Genomic DNA, 18,393 nt, shown 5'->3' on the forward strand with positions numbered 1-18,393 from the left:
CACCCCGTTCAGCTTCGGGCGATGACCTCGTTGGCGGCCAGGCTCTTGGTGCGGTTGGCGATGAGGGTGCGCAGGGTGGCGGCCTCCTGGTCCGCGGTGGACTGGTCGCCGCCGTTGGCGGTGCGGGCGGCCACGGCCCGGTCGACGGCCGCGGTGGCGGCGCCGCTGGCGTACAGCTTGTGGTAGAGGTCGCGGTAGGCGTCCTCGTAGACCTGCGTGAACGCCGAGGCCGCCAGGAAGCGGTCCTTGAGCGGGTGGCCCATCGAGGGGCCGCCACCGCCGGGGCCCTGACCGCCGCCCGGGGCCGCGGCCCCGCCGTCAGGAGCCGTGGCGCCGCCGGCGGGCATCCGGAAGCCGCCCATCCGGCCGGCGTCGTGCGGGCCCTGGTTGGCGTCGCCGCTCAGCGCGAGGTTGAGGTCCCAGGTGAGCACGGTGAACTTCTTGGTGTCGAGGTTGTAGTACAGGTAGTAGTTCTTGCCCGGCCCGCTCATGTCGTCGAAGTTGAGCAGCAGGTTCTGCAGCGCGACGTAGCGGGCCAGCGACGGTACGTCGACCCGGTCGGCGAGTCCCGCGGCGAACTCCTGGTCGGACGCGCCTTCTACCCACCTGATCAGGTCGATCACCGGTTGCAGGTCCTGGCTGCCCTTGAGGTTGATCTGGTCGAAGTCGTCCTGGTAGTCGGTCGGGTCGCCGCCCTGGTCGGTGAACTGGCTGCTGGCCCGGGACTTGTAGAGCACGCCGTCGTCGGTCAGGGCGTCGGCGTACGTCTGGTCCGGGTGCTCGACCAGCAGGCGGGTCACGGTGGGGCGGTCGTTGACCGTGAACGTGGAGTAGGCGTACTCCTGGCTGGGCTCGCCGGAGGCGCCGGTGAGGGTGAGGGCGACGGCCTCGTTCAGGCCGGTGCTGCCGCCGCGGCCGGCGGGGCGTACGGCGATCTCGGTGCGGCCCTGGTAGCGGCGGCCCTTCACGTACTCGTCGAAGCTGATCAGCCAGGGCAGCGACTCGGGCTCCTCGGCCTTGAGCGCGCCCATGCCCCCAAAGCCGCCGCCGGGACCGCCGCCGCCAAAAGCACCACCAGGAGCCCCGCCGCCAGGAGCACCGGCAGGGGAGCCCCGCCGCCAAAAGCACCGCCGCCGGCCGGACCGCCGCCACCCATGGCCCGGCCGCCGAAGCCGTTCGGGGCGCGCTCGCCGTTGCGGGTCAGCGCGGCCAGGGTGGAGTTGCCCTTGAGCCGGATCCCGACGCTGTCGAGGGCGGTGCCGTCGATGACGAGGTCCGCCTCGACGTACTCCTTCTCGCCGTCCTCCCAGTACTGGTCGAGCATCCGCTGGTAGTCGTCGTCCGAATAGGACAGCGTGAGCCGGTGCGGTTTGGTGCCGTCGAAGAGGTCGACGGTGCCGGTGACGTCCTGCGTGACGACCGCCGCCTCGGCCCGTTCGTCGCTGGTGACGATCGGCGTCACCCGCGTGGTGCCGGCGAGGCCGACCAGGGCGGCGAAGAACAGCCCGCACGCGGCCACCACCTTCCAGTGGTGGCGCAGCCGGACCGGGAGCCGGTGCAGGAGGCGTCGCATCACAGGTCGGTCTGGTCGTAGCCGGTCAAGATGGTCACCCGCTGGCCGAACGTGCGCTCGCGCAGCGCCGCGATCAGGTCGCCGGGCTCGGTGGCCTTCTTGAGCTTGACCGTGTAGAGCAACTCGGTCAGCGCGCCGCCGCGTATCGACTCCATGCTGACCAGCTCGAACTCGGCGGTGTGCCGGATCAGCACGTCTTGGACCTCGTTGGTGTAGTCCTCGTCGGCCGGCACCTGGATCTTGACCACCTGGCGTTGCACGTTGAGGTGGAACCAGTTGAACCGCTGCATCACGACCACGGCCAGGCAGATGGCGACGGTGGCCACGACGGCCAGGGTGTAGAAGCGGGTGCCGCAGGCCATGCCGATGCCCATGACGAGGAAGATGAACCCGACGTCGCGGGTCTCCTTGATGGCGTTGCGGAACCGGATCACCGACAGCGCGCCGACCAACGCGAACGCGCGGGCGATGTTGGAGCCGACCACGAGCATGATGAGCGAGATGATCATGCCGAGGATCACCAGCGTCTGTACGTACGACTGGCTGTACGACACGTTGCGGTGGGTGGCCCGGTAGACCCAGCCGATCGCCGCGCTCAACACGAACGACAGGGCCAGGGCGATCGCGATGTCGCCGACGCTGAACGTGCCGGACAGATCCTGGACGTTGAGGTCCATAGTGGTCAGTACTCCATTTCGGCGAGAACGATTGGCTCTTCGGGCACGTGGAACACGGACCGTGGCGCCCGGCCGAACGCCTCGACGCTCTGGCAGTACTTGGACACCCGCACGACCGCGAGGTTGCGCTTGGCGGTGAGGTCGGTCAGCCAGTACGGCACCCGGTCGTTGGCCTTGACCTCAAGCACCGCCAGTCGAGGCGGGATGATGAACCGGTTTTCCGCCGCCGCGCCGAGGTGGAAGTCGCGGTCGCGGCCGCGTACCCGATGATCGAGCGTCACCCGGAGACCGACGTCGGCGGCCCGGCCGACGAACGCCTCGCGCTGATAGCCGGTCATCGCCATCGGCCGCAGGTCGAGCCGGCCGACCAGGCCCAGCACCTCCTGCAGGAACCCGCCACCCGAGTCGCCCACGTCGATCATCTGGCGCTGGTCGCAGAGCTGGCGCGCCTGCTGGTACGGCACCCGCACCCGCCGCTTCTGGGTGACCCTGTTGACCCGCTGCTTGATCTCGACGTACACCGGGGTGTCGTCACCGACGGCGAACCGGTCGCCGTAGTGCCGCAGGCGCAGCTTGCGGCGGAACCGCAAGCCCTCGATCTTTTCCCAGTAGAACCGCAGCCCAGGAGTGTCGTAGTAGACGCTCCAGACGCCGTAGCCGCCGCCGGCCGCGTGCGTGTCGAGGTCCAGACGCGCGGCGAGCTCCTCGCGCAGCACGTCGACCAGCGACCGCTCGACCAGGTACTTGATCTCGTACCGGTTGAACGCGTGTAGCCTGCTCGGCCCGCGCAGGGCATGGCCAGCCTCCGAACCCATCACACCAGCAAAGCTGACACACATCAAAACAACCTCAAAACGCACAGCGAACGAAAGGTGAACGACGCGGCGTCGGAAAGCTGACCGCGCCCGGCCGCCGCCACGGCTAGCGTGGATGGATGGCGGAGAACTTCCTGCCGTCCCGGCACGGCTTCGTATTCGACAACGCGTGGCCGTCGCAGCCGGCCGTGCTGCTGCCCACGCCGTTCGGCGACATCGGCGTGGGGAACGCCGCCGACGGGCTGTGCGGGGCATGACGTTCGCCGCGCTGGACTACTGGCGGGCCGACGCGGCACCGCCACCCGAGCGCCCGCCGGCCGGCGCCCCGCTCTACCGCTACATCGTCCAGCGGCTCATCGACTCCTGGCACGTGCCGGCCGGCGTCGCCCAGTACTACCAGTGGATGAACCTGCCGGACGGCGACAGCGCGTTCACGGTCTTCGGCCGGAAGGTACTGACTGAGCGCGGGCTCAGCTGGCGGACGATCCGCGTCCAATGGCCACAGATCAAAAAGGACATCGACCGGCACCTGCCGGTGCCGATCGGCGTGGTCACCGTGGCCTCGGCGCGGCCGCAGGACCTGGGCCGCAACCACCAGGTGCTGGCGTATGCGTACGACACGGCCGGCAGCCGCGTCACCGTCCGGGTGTACGACCCCAACCGGGGCCGCCGCGACGACGTCTTCATCGCGTTCGACGCCGGCGCGCCGGCCAAGCCGACCTCGTTCGCGCACAACCTCGGGCTCGGCCAGCGCCCGATCCGCGGCTTCTTCCGGGCCGCCTACACCCCGCACGACGTACCCGGCCGGTGACGCCGCGCGCAGGGCTATGCTGTCGCGCGTGGACACGTCCATCCCCCAGACCGCCCGGATCTGGAACTACTGGCTGGGCGGCAAGGACAACTTCGCCGTCGACCGGCAGGTCGGCGACGAGATCCGGGCCGCGTTCCCGCAGATCGTCGAGAACGCCCGCGCCTCCCGCGCGTTCCTCGTGCGGGCGGTGACCTACCTGGCCGGCGAGGCCGGGGTGCGCCAGTTCCTCGACGTCGGCACCGGGCTGCCCACCGCGGACAACACCCACGAGGTCGCCCAGCGCGTCGAGCCGACCTCCCGGATCGTGTACGTCGGCCACGACCCGCTGGTGCTGGTGCACGCCCGCGCGCTGCTCACCTCCAGCTCCGAAGGGCCACCGACTACATCGACGCGGACGCCCGCCAGCCGGCCGCGATCCTGCGCGAGGCGGCCCGGACGCTCGACTTCACCCAGCCCATCGCGCTGATCATGTCCGGCCTGCTCGGGCACGTCACCGACGGCAGCGAGGCACGGTCCATCGTGGACCATTTCGTCGGCGCCCTGCCGTCCGGCAGCTACCTGACCGTCCTGGACGGCACCCGCAGCGAGCGGCACACCGAGGCCGAGCGCATCTGGAACGAGTCGGCCAAGCCGCCGTACCTGCTGCGCAGCCCGGACGAGATCGCCCGCTTCTTCACCGGTCTCGACCTGGTCGAGCCCGGCGTCGTCTCGGCGCCCCGGTGGCGGCCGGCGACCGACCCGCCCGACGAACTGGATGTCTACTGCGGAATCGGCCGCAAGCCCTAGACGGTTCCCCCCGGGGTGTTCGCCGAGCCGGCCGAAACCGCTAGCGTTCCCCGTATGCTGCCGCGCGAGCCCGACGTCACCGGTCTGGCGCTGGCGGCCCGCGACGGCGACCAAGAGGCCCTCGCCGCGTTCGTGCGCGCCACCCAGCCGCGGGTCCTGCGGTTCCTGGCCCACCTGGTCCACCCGCGGGCAGCGGAGGACCTGACGCAAGAAACCTACCTGCGCGCGGTGCGGTCGCTGCCCGGGTTCGCGGCCCGCTCGTCCGCGGTGACCTGGCTGCTGGCCATCGCCCGCCGGGTAGCGGCGGACCACATCCACGCCGTGCGCGCCGCGCCGCACGTCGTGGCCCTGGACGCCCGGCAGGCCGCGGCGGGCCGCTTCGAGGACTGGGTCATACTGCGCCAACTGCTGGACGCGCTGCCGATCGACCGGCGCGAGGCGTTCGTGGCCACCCAAGTGGCCGGTCTGACGTACGCGGAGGCGGCCCAGGTGTGCGACTGTCCGATAGGGACGATCCGGTCCCGGGTGGCCAGGGCGCGCGAAGACCTCATGGCGGCCCTGACCACCGCGGCGTAGCGGATCACGCCAGCACGGCAGCGAGATCCGCGGCGGCCACCAGCGTCACGGCTGCGCCGTCCAGCCCAGCCGGGTGCAGCGCGTACACCCGCGCGCCCACCGGCACCGGCAGGTCACCCCGGACCAGGAACTGCAGCGCGGCCACCGCCGCGTCCCGGGCCGTACCGACGGCGTCCGCGCCCCCACCACGCAGCCGGGCCGCGAGCCTTGGTCTCCCGGCCCGGCACAGCGGCCGGCAGCCACGACACGTACGTCGACACCGCCACCGACGTGTTGCGGCTGCTCGTCGCCCGTTGAGAAACGCGGGCGGGGCCGTTGAGTCGACGCGCTGATCGCATCGATTTACAGTCGAGATAGAAGGAAGCACGTCTGGGAGCCGGCCCCGCCGCCGTCGTGAGCCCCGGTGTCGATCCGGGCACACCGTCCTTATGAGGGACGGCCGGGCAGCCAACGCCCGCGCTCACGCTGTCCACAGTGGATGGCATTCTCGAGCGTGCCCCGAGAGGACTCGAACCTCCGACCTCCCGCTTCGGAGACGGGTGCGCTTCCGCTGCGCTACGAGGGCATGGTGCAGGCGGCAGGAGTTGAACCCACAGGGCTACCGGTTTACAGCCAGCGCCTCGCGCCACGTGAGCGCCTGCATGGGGTGACGGACGGGAGTTGAACCCGCAACGACTGGGGCCACATCCCAGCGCTCTACCGTTGAGCTACCGTCACAACTTCGGCCTTCTGGTCAGTGCCCGTACCCGGTAGAGGGCTGGTCCAATGTGATCGTGGCGAGCAGTTGCCCCTCCAGGGGCAGAAATTCGCCACGGACGACCCGAGCAGCCACGGCCGCCGGGCGCAACGAAGCAACTCAAGTGGGCCGCCAGGGACTCGAACCCTGCTCTCCGGGGTAAGAGCCCGGAGCATAACCATCCATGCTCACGACCCTTGCTGTGTACTGCGTACCCGGAGCGCGACTCGAACGCGCACTATGCCGGCTCTGAACCGGCCGCCTCCTGCCGTTGGGCTACCCGGGCATGGTGGACAACCTCGGTATCGAACCGAGCGGGCGCTGTTTGCAAGACAGCGCTGCACACCTGTGCGTCGCCCACAGAGCCAGCGGGGCGGCTCGAACGCCCTACCTCCGGGTTACGAATCCGGTGCACCACCTGTCGTGCTGCGCTGGCATGGAGCCGACGGCCGGCCTCGAACCGGTTTTCTTGCGCTTGCAAGGCGCATGCTCTACCCGTTGAGCTTCGTCGGCGTGCGTGCCCTCGGCGCGAGTCGAACGCGCACATGACCGCCTCCTCAAGACGGTGCCTCTGCCATTGGGCTACGAGGGCGAGATAGCTGGGAGTTGGAGCGGTTACCGAGAATTGAACTCGGATCTTCGCCATGGCGAGGCGACGCTCTTCCGTTGAGCTACAACCGCAACGAGCCTCCGGCGAGCCTCGAACTCGCTGACCTGCCGTACCGGGGCAGGGCCCGACCAGTCGGGCGAAGGCGTAAGTACCGCGAGCGGGGGTCGAACCCGCGCTGAGCCGGGTTTGGGCCGGCTGCCTCTCCCGTTGGGCTACCGCGGCATGGCTCCGAGGGCAGCTTTACGGGCAGCGCCTCGGAACCACCATCCGGCGTGTGTCGTGCCCGACGCGCCGCTGGTGGAGGAGATTGTCCTATTCGTCCACCGCGCCATCGGGACGGGGGCGGGTGTGGGAGTCGAACCCACCTGACTCGGCTTATGAGGCCGTTGAGCACGACCGGTGCTCCTACCCGCAGTACGCCGTCGGAGGATCGAACTCCGGACAGTCCGCTTAAAAGGCGGCAGCTCTACCACTGAGCTAACGGCGCTCGTCGTCTCCCGCCCGGGACTCGAACCCGGACAGCCGTCTTAGGAGGACGGTGCTCTGTCCGTTGAGCTAGCGGGAGAGGCGTGGCGGAGAGGGTGGGAGTCGAACCCACACGGGCAAGCCCTACACCGTTTTCGAGACGGGCGCCGGCACCAATCGGCTGGCCTCTCCACTGTCGGGCTGGCCGGACTCGAACCGGCGGCCTCCGCGTCCCGAACGCGGCGCGCTGACCAAGCTGCGCCACGTCCCGATGCGTACCCCCAGCAGGACTCGAACCTGCGGCCTCGACGTTCGTAGCGTCGCGCGCTTTCCGGCTGCGCCATGGGGCATGAGTGTCGTCGGCTGGGCTCGAACCAGCGCATCTCTTCGTTATCAGCGAAGTGCCTTAACCAGCTTGGCCACGACGACCTGGCGGAGGGTGCGGGAGTCGAACCCACAACGGTGTGACCCGCGACGGGTTAGCAACCCGCTTGCCGTGCCGATGGCGAACCCTCCATGTGCGGCGCCGGACCGGAGTCCGGCGCCGCGTCGGCTATCCCTTCACGCAGACGACCTGCTTGAGGCGCGCGACCACCTCGACCAGGTCCTGCTGCTGGTCCATGACCTCCCCGATGTCCTTGTACGCGCCGGGGATCTCGTCGACCACGCCCACGTCCTTGCGGCACTCGACGCCGGCGGTCTGCGCTACCAGGTCGTCGGTCGTGAACGTCCGCTTCGCCTGCGCCCGCGACATCCGCCGCCCGGCGCCGTGCGACGCCGAGCAGTAAGCGTCCGGGTTTCCCCGGCCGCGCACGATGTACGAGCCGGTGCCCATCGACCCGGGAATGATGCCCAGGTCGCCCGCGCCGGCACGGATCGCGCCCTTGCGGGTCACCAGCACGTCCACTCCGCCGTAGGTTTCCTCGGCGACGTAGTTGTGGTGGCAGGAGATCGGCTCGCCGTAGGTCGCCTGCGGCAGGTGCTGCCGCACGACGTCGCAGAGCACGGCCATCATGACCGCCCGGTTGCGGCGGGCGTACTCCTGGGCCCACCACAGGTCGTGGCGGTACGCGTCCATCTGTGGCGTGCCGGCGAGGAACACGGCCAGGTCGCGGTCGGGCAGGCCGTCGTTGTGCGGCAGGCCGCGGGCGACCGCCATGTGCCGCTCGGCGAGCTCCTTGCCGATGTTGCGGGAACCCGAGTGCAGCATCAGCCAGACCTGGCCGTCGTCGGGGCCGCCCTGCTCGACGCAGACCTCGATGAAGTGGTTGCCGCCGCCGAGCGTACCCATCTGGTGGTGGGCGCGGTGCTCCAGCCGCGACACGCGGTCGTCGAGGCCGGTGAAGCCGGCCCAGAAGGCGTCCCAGCCGCGCTGGTCGAGGCCGCGGACCCGGCGTGGGTTGATGGCCGTGTCGCGCTGGGCGAAACCGACCGGTATCGCCGCCTCGATGGCGCTGCGCAGCGGCCCGAGGTCGTCGGGCAGGTCGGCCGCGGTCAGCGAGGTGCGGACCGCGGACATGCCGCATCCGATGTCGACGCCGACGGCGGCGGGGGAGACCGCTTGCCGCATGGCGATGACCGATCCGACCGTCGCGCCCTTGCCGTAGTGGACGTCCGGCATCACCGCGACGCCTTCGACCCAGGGCAGCTGACTGATGTTGCGCAGCTGCTGGGCGGCCTGCGGCTCGATGCCGTACGGGTCGGTCCAGACCCGCACGGGCACCTTCGTGCCCGCCAGCATCTCGTATCCCATGACCGTCTGCCTCCTGTGGTCGGCGCTGTTTCTACGTACGTCGCTGGGAGCCCAGGATTCGAACCTGGACGAGCTGCTTCAGAGGCAACCATGCTGCCGGTTACATCAGCTCCCAGAGGCGGCCGGCGGAGCGAGAGGTCCGCCGGCCGCACCATCAGCGCACGGTGAGCGACGCCCACGTCGGGACGGTCGCCCGGAACCGCGACCGCATGCCCGCTTCGGCGGGCGTGCGGTCACCCTTGCGCTGGTTGCAGCCGCCACAAGCTGCAATCGTGTTGGTCCAGGTGTTCCGGCCGCCGCGGGAGCGGGGCAGGATGTGGTCGACGGTCGTGGCGGGACCGCCGCAGTAGCCGCACCGGTGGCCGTCGCGGTGCAGGACGCCGGACCGTCGGAGACGCGCGAGTCGAACGCGCTGCGTCCTGGTCCCAAACCAGGCCCGGTCGCCGTGCCGGTCGTCCCCGATTGCCCGGCCAGCCGGTGTGTTTGCCGGCCGGCCGGGCCTTTTCGTGTTGTGCCATCCACTGTGGAGTTCTCAATTTTCGGCGCCATTCCGGGCCGGAGCCCAGGGCGAAGCAGGGGTGGCAGGAGTCGAACCTGCGACAACCGGTTTTGGAGACCGGCGCTCTGACCGTGCTGAGCTACACCCCTGAGAAATGTGATGCGGTGCAACGAAAAACGCCGCCCGGGTCCCGTACTGGGTGGGCGGCGTTGGCGCTTTGGGTGCGCGCTATCGTCGCCGCCTGGTGCCCAGGTAGGGGTTTTCGCTGGCGGTGATGTCTATGGATCGCCGGACACGTGGCATGCCCGCGATCCCGCACGGCGCTAGTCGCCGCGGCTCGGATGAGGGTTGCCAGAACATGTCTTCGTCTCCCATTCGGTTGTTCTTGTGGTAAGTACGGTACGGCGCTTTTCCGGTGCCGCGCAACAGTATTTCGGTCGGAATGACTATGGCAGTGGCCATCGGCCGGCGGAGCGGGCCGCCGCCACCTGTTGGGGTGCGACCGCCGCGAGCATGTCGCCGATCTGGCGCTGCCGGTTGGCGAGCGAGTCGGCGGCTGTGCCGAGGCCGGCGAGCAGTGCCCCGGCCCGGCAGAAGAGCTCGACCGCGGCGCGGGGGTTCTGCACGAGCGCGGCGATGTGCGCGCCGAGCAGGAGCGAGTTGGTCAGCTCCCATACGGCGAGGCCGTCGACGTGGGCGAGACTTTCCCGGATCGTGACGGCGTCGGCGATGGTGCCGCCGAGCTGCGGCCCGGTGTAGGGCAGCGGCGTGCCGGCCTGGGCGCTGTGTACGACGGCGTTGGTCATCGCGTTCGCCTTGTTGTGCAGCAGCGTCCCGAGCGCCCGTTGGATCGCCTGGTCCGCGGCGGTGTCCAGGCGGCCGAGCCGGATGCCCTCGTCTGTCAGCACCGTGCTCATGCCGGCGTCGCCGGTGCCGTTCGCGATCTCGGCGACGTCCGCGAGGACGGTCATGAGCTGAGCCGTGACCTCGGCCAGTTCGGCCGATCCGGCGGGGGCGAGGTCCTTGGCGGTTTGGTAGCACCAGATGGCCCGCTGCCCGGCGTCCAGGGCCTCGGCCGCGTGGCCCCGGGCGTGTGCCGCGATCACATACCGCCAGTGTGCCTTGCCGGAGCGGCACAGTAGCGCCCGGTCCCAGCCGGTCGCCTTATCCGGTCGCAGGTCGGGGTCGATGAGCAATGTGGACTTTGCCATCGCGTCGGCCAGCAGCGGCTCCGCCTCGGCCAGGCGCCCGGCGCGGCTGAGCTGGATGCCCTCGTCGAGCTGCCGGTCCAGTTGGACGATGGCTGGGCCGGCGATGAGTGGCAGCGCCTCGTCGGTCAGCAGGGCCTCGTGGTGGGCGAGGTCGTCGGCGTGGCCGGGGTCGTCGGCGGTGAGGCGTCGCAGGATCTCGGTGGACCGGGTCAGCACCCGCTCGGCCTCGGCGGGGCGGCCGCTCTCCAGCGCGGTGATGGCGGCCGCGTCCTGGGCGAGGACGAGGGCGGGCTGGATGCGGCCGGCCCGGGACAGGTGCCGGGTGAGCACGGCGATGGCGTGTTCGGCCTCGGCGCTCGCCGCGTCGGTCAGGTCGGCGTCGAGCAGCAGGTGGGCGTGTAGGGCCAGCGCGAGGCCGAGCAGTGGACCGTGCCGCTGCGGGTCGGATCCGGCCAGCTCCTGGCGGCGGGCGATCACCTGGGTGGGCCAGTCGGGCTCGTACTCGGTGGACCCGATCCGCTCCAGGGCGAGTAGGCGTTCGTCGGCGTCGGCGATCGCGCTCGCGTCGCCCGATTCGCGCAGCCGGCTCAGCAGGTCGCGCGCGGCGGCCACGTCGGTCACGCCGGCCGCGGCGTCCGGGCCGGCGGCGGCCCGGGCCCGCAGGAACCGTTCGGCGGTCAGCAGCGGCGGACCGAGCAGGTCCGCCGGGTCCACATCGTCCTCGTCCGCCGCCGGCGCGGCTGGCTGCGCTGCGGGAGCCGGTGCGTAGGACACGATGTAGTCCCGTTCGCGGGAGGGGGCCATCTTCGGCCGGCGCGGGACGACCTGGTGCAGCAGCGCCTCGAACAGCCCGCCGATGCCCAGCGGCCCCAGCAGGTCGAAGCTGTCGGGCAGGCCGTCGCCCAACACCAACCAGGCGGGCAGACCGGTCTGGAGCACGTGCGTGCCGTACCAGTGCCGGAACTTGTCGTCGTCGAGCAGCAACCTGGCCCACGGCACCGCCCGCGGATCGCCGTGCGCCGTGTCCAGCCGCGCCGGCAGCTCCTGCAGGCGCCGCCGCTCGGCCTTGCCCGCGGCCGTCAATCCGGGCAGCGGGAGCCGGCGGGTGAGGCCGAGCTCGGCGGCGCTGCGCTGAGTCGCCTTTCGCAGATCGTCGAGTCCGATCCGGTCGGCCCACGAGTCGGTCATCGCGCTGCGCGCCGAGGGCCGCAGCAGCGTGGCCTCCAGGCTGAAGAAGAGCCCGGCCAGCAGTTCCGCCCGCTCGAACGGCAGGCCCGGTGGGACCTCCTCCGTCCGGCGCAGCGTGTACATGTCGGCTTTGGCGATGACATCGAGGAAACCGTCCTGGGCGAGCGCCAGGAAGTCACCGAGGATGGCGGGTCGCTTGTCGCGCGTGCCGGTCAACTCCGCCGCCAGCCAGCAACTGACCGTCGGCCACGCCGTGTCCGTCACCTGGCGGCGCCGTCGACAGTGGACAGATCTCTCATGCGCACAGCCTATCGACGTTCCGCAAGATTGAGAACGCGGAAGGTGATGCCGGACCGCTCCAGGCGCGCGCGTAGCGCGTCGCCCATGGCCACGGCCGTGGTGAGCTGCCCGCCGGTCGCCGGGAGCGGGTCGTGGGCCAGGCACAGCGCGGATTCGGCGAGCATCTTGGCGGTCTCGCCGTAGCCGGGGTCGCCGCCGGCGACCTCCGTGACGATCCGCTGGTCGCCGGCCTCGGCGACGAACCGCATCCGGAACCAGGCGGTCGCCCGCTGCGCGGCGGTCGGGCCGGAGCCGGGCGGGCGGAGCCGGCGCAGCGCCCGCCGAGCCGGGCCGATCTGCGCCAATGCGAAAGCGCCGCCGGCCACGACAGCCAGTCCGGCGGCGGTTACCGGGGTACGCACAGCGGCGAAGTGGCCGTACGAGAAGTCCGGGCCGTACCGGTCGAGCGCGCGGGCGGACCGCAGGACGATCTGCGGGTCGATGCTGTTCATCGGCAGGGCGTACGCGCGGATGGCCGGCTGGTGGTGCGGGCGGCCGGCGGCGCCGCGGACCGTGCGGGACGGGTCGGCCGGCTCGGCGCGGCGCCGCTCGCGGTGCGCCTGGGCGGCCGGGCGCCAGCGGGCGAAGTTGGTCAGGACCGTGTCGAACGTCCCGCCGGACGGCCGGCCGCTGGCGCTGATGTAGCCGCGCATGCGGATCGGCTGGTCGGCCGGCAGTTGCTGGACGGTGAACAGCGCGCCCAGGTCGGGCGGGATCGAGTCGAACCCGCAGGCGTGCACCAGCCGCGCGCCGGTGCGGGCGGCGGTGGCGTGGTGGGCGAGGTAGACGCGGTCGACGAACTCGGGTTCGCCGGTCAGGTCGACGTAGTCGGTGCCGGCTTCCGCGCAGGCGGCGACCAGCGGCTCGCCGTACCGGATGTAGGGGCCGACGGTGGTGATGACGACGCGGGCCGACTCGGCCAGGTCGCGCAGCGATCGGGGATCGGCGGCGTCCGCCTCGACGACCTCGACGACCTCGACGTCCGCGCCGAGCCGGTCGCGCAGCTCCCGCAGCCGCCGGCCATCACGCCCGGCCAGCGCCCACCGGGTACCGGCCGGTGCCTGAGCCGCGAGGTACTCGGCGGTGAGCGTGCCGGTGAAGCCGGTCGCGCCGAACAGGGCGATGTCGAACGCTCGATCCGTCATGACCGAAGAGCCTTCCGCATTTGTTGGGTTACCACGGTGTAGCCGGAGGACTCGTAGAGGCCGATGGCCCTGGTGTTGCCGCCGAAGACGTTGAGCTCCAGGGAGCCCACGCCCTCGGCGCGGACGGCGTCTTCGCCGGCGGCCAGCAGCGCCCGTCCGTAGCCGGCGCCCTGGTGCTCCTGGTCGACCTCGATGTCGTAGATGAAGGCGCAGTCGGGGGTGCGGCGCGGATGGGTCAGCCCGATCCACAGCGTGCCCACCACGGTGCCGTCCGGGCGTACCCCTTGAGCAGCAGCATGCCCTCGGTCGCGAGGCCGTCCGGCAGCAGCGCGGCGTTGCCGTCGAGGGCGTGCTGGAGGGCCTCGTCCGCTGCCCAGTTGCCGGCCGCGACCTGCTCGGCCGCGAACTCCTCGGCCAGATGCCGTTGCCACCGCTCGAACTCGACGTCCGTCATCGGCCGTACCGAAAGCTCCGCCATGACCGCGAATCTAGTCCCCCGCTGCGCCGCCGCGTCCTCGCGCCGATCAAGGACTTCGCCGTCGATCAAGGGCATACGGCCGTGGTTTGGAGATCAAAGCACGACCATTCGCCCTTGATCGACGGGAAAAGCCTTGATCGGCGGGGCGGGGCGGGATTGTTCGGTCGGGGCCGAAGGGTGGGGACCTAGCGTCGGGGGCATGGAGATCGTCTTTAGCGGGCCCGACGACGTACGCGCGGTGCTGGCCGACCCGCGCTTCGTACCGCCTCCACCGGGAGCGGCCGGGCCGGTCGGCACCATGGCGTGGCTGCGGTCGGCGGTGGTGCGGTTCAGCCACGGCGTCGAGCACGCCCGGCGGCGCGCCCTCGTCGTGGCGGAGCTGGCCACGCTGGACCCGGCCGACCTGCGCCAGGCGGCCGCGAAGCTGACCGCCCCGGCCACCGCCGAGGAAGCCGCCCGGACCGTGCCCGTGGCCGTCCTCGCGTCCGCACTAGGCGTCCCCGCGGACCGAATCGACGCCGTGGTAACCGCGGTAGCGCAGATCGCCGCGGTCTACCTGTCCCCGGGAGACCCCGCGCGCGAGCGCGTCGCCGACACCGCGGTCGCCTCCCTCCTCGCCGATCTCGAAGTTCTCAGGCCCGAATCGACGGGAAGGGGCGTGGGCGTCGCGCGGATCAGCATTCTCGTGCAGGCGTACGTGGGGACCGGGGTGCTCATTCGCGAGGGGCGCGATGCGGGTCGGTCGCCGAGGCGCTGCGCGAGGCGCCGCCGGTGACCACCACCCGGCGACTGGCCACCGTGGACGTGACGGTGGGCGACGTCGCCGTGCCCGCGGGCGCCACGGTCACCGTGGATCTGGCCGCGGCGGGGTTGCCGTTCGGCGGGGAGCCACGGGTCTGCCCCGGTCGCGACCACGCGCTCGCCATCGCGGTCGGCGCCGTGCACGGGGAGGAGAGCGGATGAGCTCGTTCCACGCGCTGCACCACGCCGACCGGCCGCTGCTGCTCCCGAACGCCTGGGACTACGCCTCCGCCGCCGCCCTCGCCGACCGCGGCTTCCCGGCCGTCGGCACCACCAGTCTCGGCGTCGCCGCCGCGGCCGGTAAGCCGGACGGAGTCGCCGCGACCCGCGCCGAGACCGTTGATCTCGCCCGCCGCCTGCGCGGGCTGCCGTGCCTGGTCAGCGTCGACGTCGAGGGTGGCTTCAGCGACGACCCGGCCGCGGTGGCGGACCTGGTCGCGGAGCTGGCCGAGTTGGGCGTCGCCGGCGTCAACATCGAGGACGGCCGGCCGGACGGCACCCTCGCCCCGATCCACCGGCAACGCCAGGTGATCGCGGCCGCCAAGGCCCGCGTACCCGAAATGTTTGTCAATGCCCGCACCGACACGCACTGGCTGCGGCCCGCGACGGCGGCCGCGCTGCCCGAGGCGGTCCGGCGCATCCAGGAGTACGCCGGCGCGGGCGCGGACGGCGTCTTCGTGCCCGGAGTGGTGGACGACGAGGCCATCGCCGCCCTGGTGGCGGCGGTCGATGCCCCGCTCAACGTGCTGTTCGCGCCCGGCCGGCACACCGTCGCGCAGCTGGCTGGCCTGGGCGTGCGGCGGATCAGCACCGGGTCGCTGCTGTTCCGGGCGGCCCTGGACGCGGCGCTGCGTACGGCGGCCGCCGTCGCGGAGGGCGGGCCGATCGCGGCCGACCTGGTCGGCTACGCCGAGATCCAGCGGCTGCTCGGGTGAGCGTCGCTGGCTTACCCTCGGCGCATGGTGATAGCGACGATCGTCGGTGCGTTCGCCGCCGTCTTCGGCGGCCTCATCGGTTTCGTGGCCTGGCGTGACCGGCGCCGGCAGGGCTCCACAGAAGATGCCGCCACCACCGGGGAGGCGGAGCTCCGCAAGGAGCGGTTCGCGGCCGGGCGGGATACGCAGCAGACCCAGCGCTGGTTGGGCGGCCAGATCGGCGACGGGCACTGAGTAGACAGATCGCGGTCTCCCGTCGAAAATAGATGCACCTGGTAGTGAACCAAATACTGAGCGTCGACGTACTGGTCGAAACACATCCGCGGTTCTCTGGCGGGAGGAGCCGTGACAGTAGCCCTTGTACCCTTTCCCCGACGCGCGAGTGCCCGGCGCAGGCGGGCGTTCGCCCTGCTCGGCCTCGTGCAGGCGACCCTGATCTTCACGATCACCGTGGTCTCCGTGCCGCTCCCCACCATCGGCCGTGAGCTGGGGCTCGGCCGTTCGGAGCTGGTACTGGTCAGCGCGGCGTACGCGCTGTCGTTCAGCGGCCTGCTGCTCTTCGGCGGCCGGCTCACCGACCGGTACGGCGGGCGCCGGATGCTCGTCCTGGGCCTGCTGATCTTCGCGGGCGCGTCCGCCGTGGCCGCGTTCGCGCCGCAGTACGCCACGCTGGTCGGCGCCCGGTTCGGCCAGGGCATCGGGGCGGCCCTCATCGCGCCGGCCGCGACGTCGGTGCTGCGCCGGATCTTCCCTGACCCGGCCGGCTACCACCACGCGATGGTCCGGTGGGGCGGGCTGTCCGTGCTCGGCGCGACGGCCGGCATCGTACTGGCGGGCATCGCGTGCACCTGGGCGTCGTGGCGGTGGATGTTCGTGCTGCCGGTCTTCGTGGCCACGCTCGCGCTGCTGCTGACGGCGCGGCTGGTGCCCCGCGCGCCCCGGTCCACGGTGGATCGGCCGCGGCTCGACCTGCCGGCGGCGATCCTCGCGACCGCGGGCGTGACGCTGCTCAGCTACAGCCTCGTGATCACCGACGAGCACGCGTGGTCCTCGCCGGAGGTGCTGCTCCCGCTGGGCGCGGCGCTGATCCTGCTCGGCGCGTTCGTGCTGGTCGAGGTGGCCGGGCGGACGCCGCTGCTGCCGATGTCGTTCCTGGCCAACCGGCAGCGGGTGATCGCCCTGCTCGCGATCGGCCTGTCCGCCGCCGGCTCCTCGGTGATCTGCCTGCTGCTGGCCCTGTATCTGCAGCAGGTCCAGGGCTGGTCGCCGCTGCGCACCTCGGTCGCCTTCGTGCCGTACGCGATCTCGTTGATCGTCATGGGTCGGATCGGCCGGCGGCCGATCGAGCGGTACGGCGCCCCTGCCGTGATCGCCACCGGGCTCGCGCTCGCCGCCGCCGGCTTCCTGCACCTGGCCGCGCTGGCGCCGGGCACCGACTACGTCACCGGCCTGCTCCCGGGGCTCGTGCTGCTGCCGGCCGGGGTGGCGCTGGCGTTCTCCGGCTCGACCGTGCTCGCGATGGCCGACGTGACCCCACGCCAGGCCGGGCTGGCCGGCGGCATGATGAACACCGCCATGGAGGTCGGGCCGACCGTCGGGGTCGCGCTGCTGATGGCGGTGGCCGCGGCGCGTACCACGCACGTGGCCAGCACGGACACCGGCGGCGCCGGCGGCGGTGTGGGCCTGGGCGACGCCGTGGACGTCGCCACGACCAGCGGGTACGGGTGGGCGTTCGGTGCGGCCGGGCTCGCGTTCGCGTTCCTTGCCGTCGCGACGCTGGCCGTGACCAGCCGCGAGGTGGCGCCGCGCGAGGAGCCGAGCTTCAGCCTGCGGGAGGCGGCCGCGTAAGGGGCAGGGCCAGCAGGGCACCGGCGATCGCGAACAGGGCCGGTAGGGCCAGCGCCCCGGCGGCGCCGGCCCGCTGCCCGACCACCCCGGCCAGCGCGCCGGCCGCGGCGCCGCCGACCCCGATCGCGGTCGACAGCCAGCCGAACGCCTCGGCCTGCGCCGTCGTCAGCTCGTCGACGAGCAGGGACGCCGTGGTCAGCGCGGGGTTGAGGGCGATCCCGGCGAGGAAGAGCGCCACCCCGATCGCCGCCAGCGGGCCCAGCACGGCGACGAGCGCGAGCGCCCCGGCCATCGCGGCGAGGAGCGCGACGAGGCGGGCCGCCGGGCGGACCGTCCACCGTGGCACGCCGTACCCGATGGCGCCGGCGATGCCGCCGAGCGAGAGCGCCGCGACGAGGGCGCCGCTCGCGGCCGGCGCGCCGCGTTCGGACGCCAGGGCCGGCAGGCCGACCTCCAGCGCCCCGATGGTCCCACCCACGAGCACGACGACGGCGAACAGCAGGCGCATGCCGTTGCTACGCAGCGGGTTCGAGCGGGGGCCGGCCGCGGTGCTCGCGCGCACGCCGCGCACCGTCCAGGCGAGCGCGAACGTGCCGGCGCCCGCAGCCACCGCGACCACCGCGACGGCCGTCCGGGTGGACACGGCGGCGACGATCACCGCGAACGCCAGCGGCCCGGCCAGGATCGCCAGCTCCTGCACCAGGAAGACCAGGCTGTACGCGGCGGTGCGGCCGGCCGGGTCGGCCAGCTGCCCCCAGGCGACCCGCATCGTGACCGAGACCGGCGGCAGCGCGAGCCCGGCCAGCGTGGCGAGCGCGACCAGGGTCCAGGCCGGTACGCCGTACCGCGCGCCGAGGACCAGCGCCACCAGCGCGGCGGCGTGCACCGCGCCGGTGGCCGCGAGAACGGGCCGCGGCCCGCGCGCGTCGATGATCCGGCCCTGGACCGGCCGGGCGACGCCGGCGCCGAGCGAGAACCCGGCGACGGCCAGGCCGGCGACGGTGAGCGAGCCGGCGGCCTCGTCGACGATCAGGACCGTGCCGATCGGCGCGACCCCCTGGGTGACCTGGGCCAGCAGCCCGCCGACGGCCTGCGCCGGCACACCCGGCACGCGCAGCAGCGTCCGGTACGCCTCCATCAGCCCTCG

19 protein-coding genes, 19 tRNA genes and 2 pseudogenes are annotated in these 18,393 nt (G+C 72.1%); 9 read left to right on the forward strand and 31 right to left on the reverse strand.

Annotated features, from left to right (window positions below):
* Nucleotides 1-8: 8 nt before the first annotated feature.
* The 4 genes from Prum_RS40225 to Prum_RS40235 are packed head-to-tail and all read right to left on the reverse strand — an operon-like array spanning nt 9 to nt 3,065.
* Nucleotides 9-1,031 carry a CotH kinase family protein gene (locus Prum_RS40225; protein ID WP_246278422.1) on the reverse strand — a complete coding sequence of 341 codons (1,023 nt, stop codon included), beginning with the start codon at nt 1,029-1,031 and terminating at the stop codon, nt 9-11.
* Complete coding sequence (locus Prum_RS52800) at nt 986-1,573, reverse strand: hypothetical protein (protein ID WP_246278423.1); 588 nt, start codon at nt 1,571-1,573, stop codon at nt 986-988. The genes Prum_RS40225 and Prum_RS52800 overlap by 46 nt, the downstream gene beginning before the upstream one ends.
* Nucleotides 1,573-2,250 carry a DUF4956 domain-containing protein gene (locus tag Prum_RS40230; protein ID WP_173082234.1) on the reverse strand — a complete coding sequence of 226 codons (678 nt, stop codon included), beginning with the start codon at nt 2,248-2,250 and terminating at the stop codon, nt 1,573-1,575. The genes Prum_RS52800 and Prum_RS40230 overlap by 1 nt, the downstream gene beginning before the upstream one ends.
* Nucleotides 2,251-2,255: 5 nt before the next feature.
* Nucleotides 2,256-3,065, reverse strand: a complete 810-nt coding sequence (locus Prum_RS40235; RefSeq protein ID WP_246278424.1) for a polyphosphate polymerase domain-containing protein — start codon at nt 3,063-3,065, stop codon at nt 2,256-2,258.
* Nucleotides 3,066-3,184: 119 nt separating this feature from the next.
* Here Prum_RS40235 and Prum_RS40240 point away from each other — a divergent pair, with 119 nt between their 5' ends.
* The 4 genes and pseudogenes from Prum_RS40240 (at nt 3,185) to Prum_RS40255 (ending at nt 5,238) form a co-directional block, all read left to right on the forward strand.
* Nucleotides 3,185-3,322, forward strand: coding sequence for a hypothetical protein (locus Prum_RS40240; RefSeq protein ID WP_173082238.1), 138 nt, complete (start codon nt 3,185-3,187; stop codon nt 3,320-3,322).
* Nucleotides 3,319-3,876 carry a hypothetical protein gene (locus tag Prum_RS40245; RefSeq protein WP_173082240.1) on the forward strand — a complete coding sequence of 186 codons (558 nt, stop codon included), beginning with the start codon at nt 3,319-3,321 and terminating at the stop codon, nt 3,874-3,876. Before Prum_RS40240 ends, Prum_RS40245 begins: the two co-directional genes overlap by 4 nt.
* Before the next feature lie 16 nt (nt 3,877-3,892).
* A pseudogene (locus Prum_RS40250) lies at nt 3,893-4,662 on the forward strand (SAM-dependent methyltransferase).
* Nucleotides 4,663-4,716: 54 nt separating this feature from the next.
* A complete protein-coding gene (locus Prum_RS40255; protein WP_173082242.1) occupies nt 4,717-5,238 on the forward strand; it encodes a sigma-70 family RNA polymerase sigma factor in 522 nt (173 codons plus the stop codon).
* 4 nt (nt 5,239-5,242) lie between these two features.
* Here the strand turns inward: Prum_RS40255 and Prum_RS40260 are convergent, their stop codons facing one another.
* From Prum_RS40260 to Prum_RS52810, 26 genes and pseudogenes are all read right to left on the reverse strand, one after another.
* Nucleotides 5,243-5,383, reverse strand: a complete 141-nt coding sequence (locus Prum_RS40260; protein WP_173082244.1) for a hypothetical protein — start codon at nt 5,381-5,383, stop codon at nt 5,243-5,245.
* Between the two features lie 348 nt (nt 5,384-5,731).
* Nucleotides 5,732-5,804 (reverse strand) — tRNA-Arg (locus Prum_RS40265).
* Nucleotides 5,805-5,880: 76 nt separating this feature from the next.
* Nucleotides 5,881-5,955: transfer RNA gene (locus Prum_RS40270), tRNA-His, on the reverse strand.
* A gap of 144 nt (nt 5,956-6,099) precedes the next feature.
* Nucleotides 6,100-6,171: transfer RNA gene (locus Prum_RS40275), tRNA-Lys, on the reverse strand.
* A 15-nt stretch (nt 6,172-6,186) separates the two neighbouring features.
* Nucleotides 6,187-6,260 (reverse strand) — tRNA-Leu (locus Prum_RS40280).
* Nucleotides 6,261-6,337: 77 nt separating this feature from the next.
* A tRNA-Thr gene (locus Prum_RS40285) sits at nt 6,338-6,410 on the reverse strand.
* 1 nt (nt 6,411) lies between these two features.
* Nucleotides 6,412-6,487 (reverse strand) — tRNA-Ala (locus tag Prum_RS40290).
* 5 nt (nt 6,488-6,492) lie between these two features.
* Nucleotides 6,493-6,566, reverse strand: a tRNA-Leu gene (locus Prum_RS40295).
* A gap of 15 nt (nt 6,567-6,581) precedes the next feature.
* Nucleotides 6,582-6,655, reverse strand: a tRNA-Gly gene (locus Prum_RS40300).
* 78 nt (nt 6,656-6,733) lie between these two features.
* Nucleotides 6,734-6,806 (reverse strand) — tRNA-Leu (locus Prum_RS40305).
* 118 nt (nt 6,807-6,924) lie between these two features.
* A tRNA-Ile gene (locus Prum_RS40310) sits at nt 6,925-6,998 on the reverse strand.
* A 1-nt stretch (nt 6,999) separates the two neighbouring features.
* Nucleotides 7,000-7,071: transfer RNA gene (locus Prum_RS40315), tRNA-Lys, on the reverse strand.
* A gap of 6 nt (nt 7,072-7,077) precedes the next feature.
* Nucleotides 7,078-7,149 (reverse strand) — tRNA-Arg (locus Prum_RS40320).
* Nucleotides 7,150-7,154: 5 nt separating this feature from the next.
* Nucleotides 7,155-7,241 (reverse strand) — tRNA-Ser (locus tag Prum_RS40325).
* Nucleotides 7,242-7,245: 4 nt separating this feature from the next.
* Nucleotides 7,246-7,320 (reverse strand) — tRNA-Pro (locus Prum_RS40330).
* Between the two features lie 5 nt (nt 7,321-7,325).
* Nucleotides 7,326-7,398, reverse strand: a tRNA-Arg gene (locus Prum_RS40335).
* Between the two features lie 5 nt (nt 7,399-7,403).
* Nucleotides 7,404-7,478, reverse strand: a tRNA-Ile gene (locus tag Prum_RS40340).
* A gap of 1 nt (nt 7,479) precedes the next feature.
* Nucleotides 7,480-7,565: transfer RNA gene (locus Prum_RS40345), tRNA-Ser, on the reverse strand.
* Nucleotides 7,566-7,602: 37 nt separating this feature from the next.
* Entirely contained in the window at nt 7,603-8,802 is a 1,200-nt protein-coding gene (locus tag Prum_RS40350; RefSeq protein ID WP_173082246.1) for an RtcB family protein, read from the reverse strand.
* A 43-nt stretch (nt 8,803-8,845) separates the two neighbouring features.
* Nucleotides 8,846-8,917 (reverse strand) — tRNA-Gln (locus tag Prum_RS40355).
* A 39-nt stretch (nt 8,918-8,956) separates the two neighbouring features.
* A pseudogene (locus tag Prum_RS40360) lies at nt 8,957-9,190 on the reverse strand (HNH endonuclease); the annotation flags it as partial.
* Between the two features lie 185 nt (nt 9,191-9,375).
* A tRNA-Trp gene (locus Prum_RS40365) sits at nt 9,376-9,450 on the reverse strand.
* Between the two features lie 297 nt (nt 9,451-9,747).
* Nucleotides 9,748-11,964 carry a hypothetical protein gene (locus Prum_RS40370; RefSeq protein ID WP_173082248.1) on the reverse strand — a complete coding sequence of 739 codons (2,217 nt, stop codon included), beginning with the start codon at nt 11,962-11,964 and terminating at the stop codon, nt 9,748-9,750.
* Nucleotides 11,965-12,008: 44 nt separating this feature from the next.
* Nucleotides 12,009-13,184: a saccharopine dehydrogenase family protein gene (locus Prum_RS40375; RefSeq protein WP_173082250.1), complete on the reverse strand. Its 1,176-nt coding sequence runs from the start codon at nt 13,182-13,184 to the stop codon at nt 12,009-12,011.
* Nucleotides 13,181-13,447, reverse strand: coding sequence for a GNAT family N-acetyltransferase (locus Prum_RS52805; RefSeq protein ID WP_371871336.1), 267 nt, complete (start codon nt 13,445-13,447; stop codon nt 13,181-13,183). Before Prum_RS52805 ends, Prum_RS40375 begins: the two co-directional genes overlap by 4 nt.
* Nucleotides 13,420-13,662, reverse strand: coding sequence for a hypothetical protein (locus tag Prum_RS52810; RefSeq protein ID WP_246278426.1), 243 nt, complete (start codon nt 13,660-13,662; stop codon nt 13,420-13,422). Before Prum_RS52810 ends, Prum_RS52805 begins: the two co-directional genes overlap by 28 nt.
* A 199-nt stretch (nt 13,663-13,861) precedes the next feature.
* On the opposite strand from Prum_RS52810, the gene Prum_RS40385 reads away from it, so the two are divergent.
* The 5 genes from Prum_RS40385 (at nt 13,862) to Prum_RS40405 (ending at nt 17,246) form a co-directional block, all read left to right on the forward strand.
* Nucleotides 13,862-14,437 (forward strand): cytochrome P450 family protein, encoded by a 576-nt coding sequence (locus Prum_RS40385; protein WP_173082252.1) that lies wholly within the window; start codon nt 13,862-13,864, stop codon nt 14,435-14,437.
* Complete coding sequence (locus tag Prum_RS40390; RefSeq protein WP_173082254.1) at nt 14,434-14,625, forward strand: hypothetical protein; 192 nt, start codon at nt 14,434-14,436, stop codon at nt 14,623-14,625. Before Prum_RS40385 ends, Prum_RS40390 begins: the two co-directional genes overlap by 4 nt.
* Complete coding sequence (locus Prum_RS40395) at nt 14,622-15,398, forward strand: isocitrate lyase/PEP mutase family protein (protein ID WP_173082256.1); 777 nt, start codon at nt 14,622-14,624, stop codon at nt 15,396-15,398. Before Prum_RS40390 ends, Prum_RS40395 begins: the two co-directional genes overlap by 4 nt.
* 24 nt (nt 15,399-15,422) lie before the next feature.
* The gene (locus Prum_RS40400; protein WP_173082258.1) at nt 15,423-15,632 is read left to right on the forward strand and encodes a hypothetical protein; all 210 of its coding nucleotides are present in this window, start codon (nt 15,423-15,425) and stop codon (nt 15,630-15,632) included.
* 111 nt (nt 15,633-15,743) lie between these two features.
* Complete coding sequence (locus Prum_RS40405; protein WP_173082260.1) at nt 15,744-17,246, forward strand: MFS transporter; 1,503 nt, start codon at nt 15,744-15,746, stop codon at nt 17,244-17,246.
* Here Prum_RS40405 and Prum_RS40410 read toward each other — a convergent pair.
* Nucleotides 17,221-18,384, reverse strand: coding sequence for an MFS transporter (locus tag Prum_RS40410; RefSeq protein WP_173082262.1), 1,164 nt, complete (start codon nt 18,382-18,384; stop codon nt 17,221-17,223). The two genes, Prum_RS40405 and Prum_RS40410, sit on opposite strands and share 26 nt — an antisense overlap.
* Between the last annotated feature and the right edge of the window lie 9 nt (nt 18,385-18,393).

Origin of the sequence: Phytohabitans rumicis, assembly GCF_011764445.1 — a bacterium.
GTDB lineage: Bacteria > Actinomycetota > Actinomycetes > Mycobacteriales > Micromonosporaceae > Phytohabitans > Phytohabitans rumicis.

What these genes read in the sequence shown, in the direction of transcription:
- Prum_RS40395 (WP_173082256.1), top strand. Translation starts at nt 14,622, where the DNA reads ATGAGCTCGTTCCACGCGCTGCACCACGCCGACCGGCCGCTGCTGCTC.
- Prum_RS40350 (WP_173082246.1), bottom strand. Translation starts at nt 8,802, where the DNA reads ATGGGATACGAGATGCTGGCGGGCACGAAGGTGCCCGTGCGGGTCTGG.
- Prum_RS40410 (WP_173082262.1), bottom strand. Translation starts at nt 18,384, where the DNA reads ATGGAGGCGTACCGGACGCTGCTGCGCGTGCCGGGTGTGCCGGCGCAG.
- Prum_RS40235 (WP_246278424.1), bottom strand. Translation starts at nt 3,065, where the DNA reads ATGGGTTCGGAGGCTGGCCATGCCCTGCGCGGGCCGAGCAGGCTACAC.
- Prum_RS40255 (WP_173082242.1), top strand. Translation starts at nt 4,717, where the DNA reads ATGCTGCCGCGCGAGCCCGACGTCACCGGTCTGGCGCTGGCGGCCCGC.
- Prum_RS52800 (WP_246278423.1), bottom strand. Translation starts at nt 1,573, where the DNA reads ATGCGACGCCTCCTGCACCGGCTCCCGGTCCGGCTGCGCCACCACTGG.
- Prum_RS52810 (WP_246278426.1), bottom strand. Translation starts at nt 13,662, where the DNA reads ATGGCGGAGCTTTCGGTACGGCCGATGACGGACGTCGAGTTCGAGCGG.
- Prum_RS40400 (WP_173082258.1), top strand. Translation starts at nt 15,423, where the DNA reads ATGGTGATAGCGACGATCGTCGGTGCGTTCGCCGCCGTCTTCGGCGGC.
- Prum_RS40230 (WP_173082234.1), bottom strand. Translation starts at nt 2,250, where the DNA reads ATGGACCTCAACGTCCAGGATCTGTCCGGCACGTTCAGCGTCGGCGAC.
- Prum_RS40245 (WP_173082240.1), top strand. Translation starts at nt 3,319, where the DNA reads ATGACGTTCGCCGCGCTGGACTACTGGCGGGCCGACGCGGCACCGCCA.
- Prum_RS40385 (WP_173082252.1), top strand. Translation starts at nt 13,862, where the DNA reads ATGGAGATCGTCTTTAGCGGGCCCGACGACGTACGCGCGGTGCTGGCC.
- Prum_RS40375 (WP_173082250.1), bottom strand. Translation starts at nt 13,184, where the DNA reads ATGACGGATCGAGCGTTCGACATCGCCCTGTTCGGCGCGACCGGCTTC.
- Prum_RS40225 (WP_246278422.1), bottom strand. Translation starts at nt 1,031, where the DNA reads ATGGGCGCGCTCAAGGCCGAGGAGCCCGAGTCGCTGCCCTGGCTGATC.
- Prum_RS40240 (WP_173082238.1), top strand. Translation starts at nt 3,185, where the DNA reads ATGGCGGAGAACTTCCTGCCGTCCCGGCACGGCTTCGTATTCGACAAC.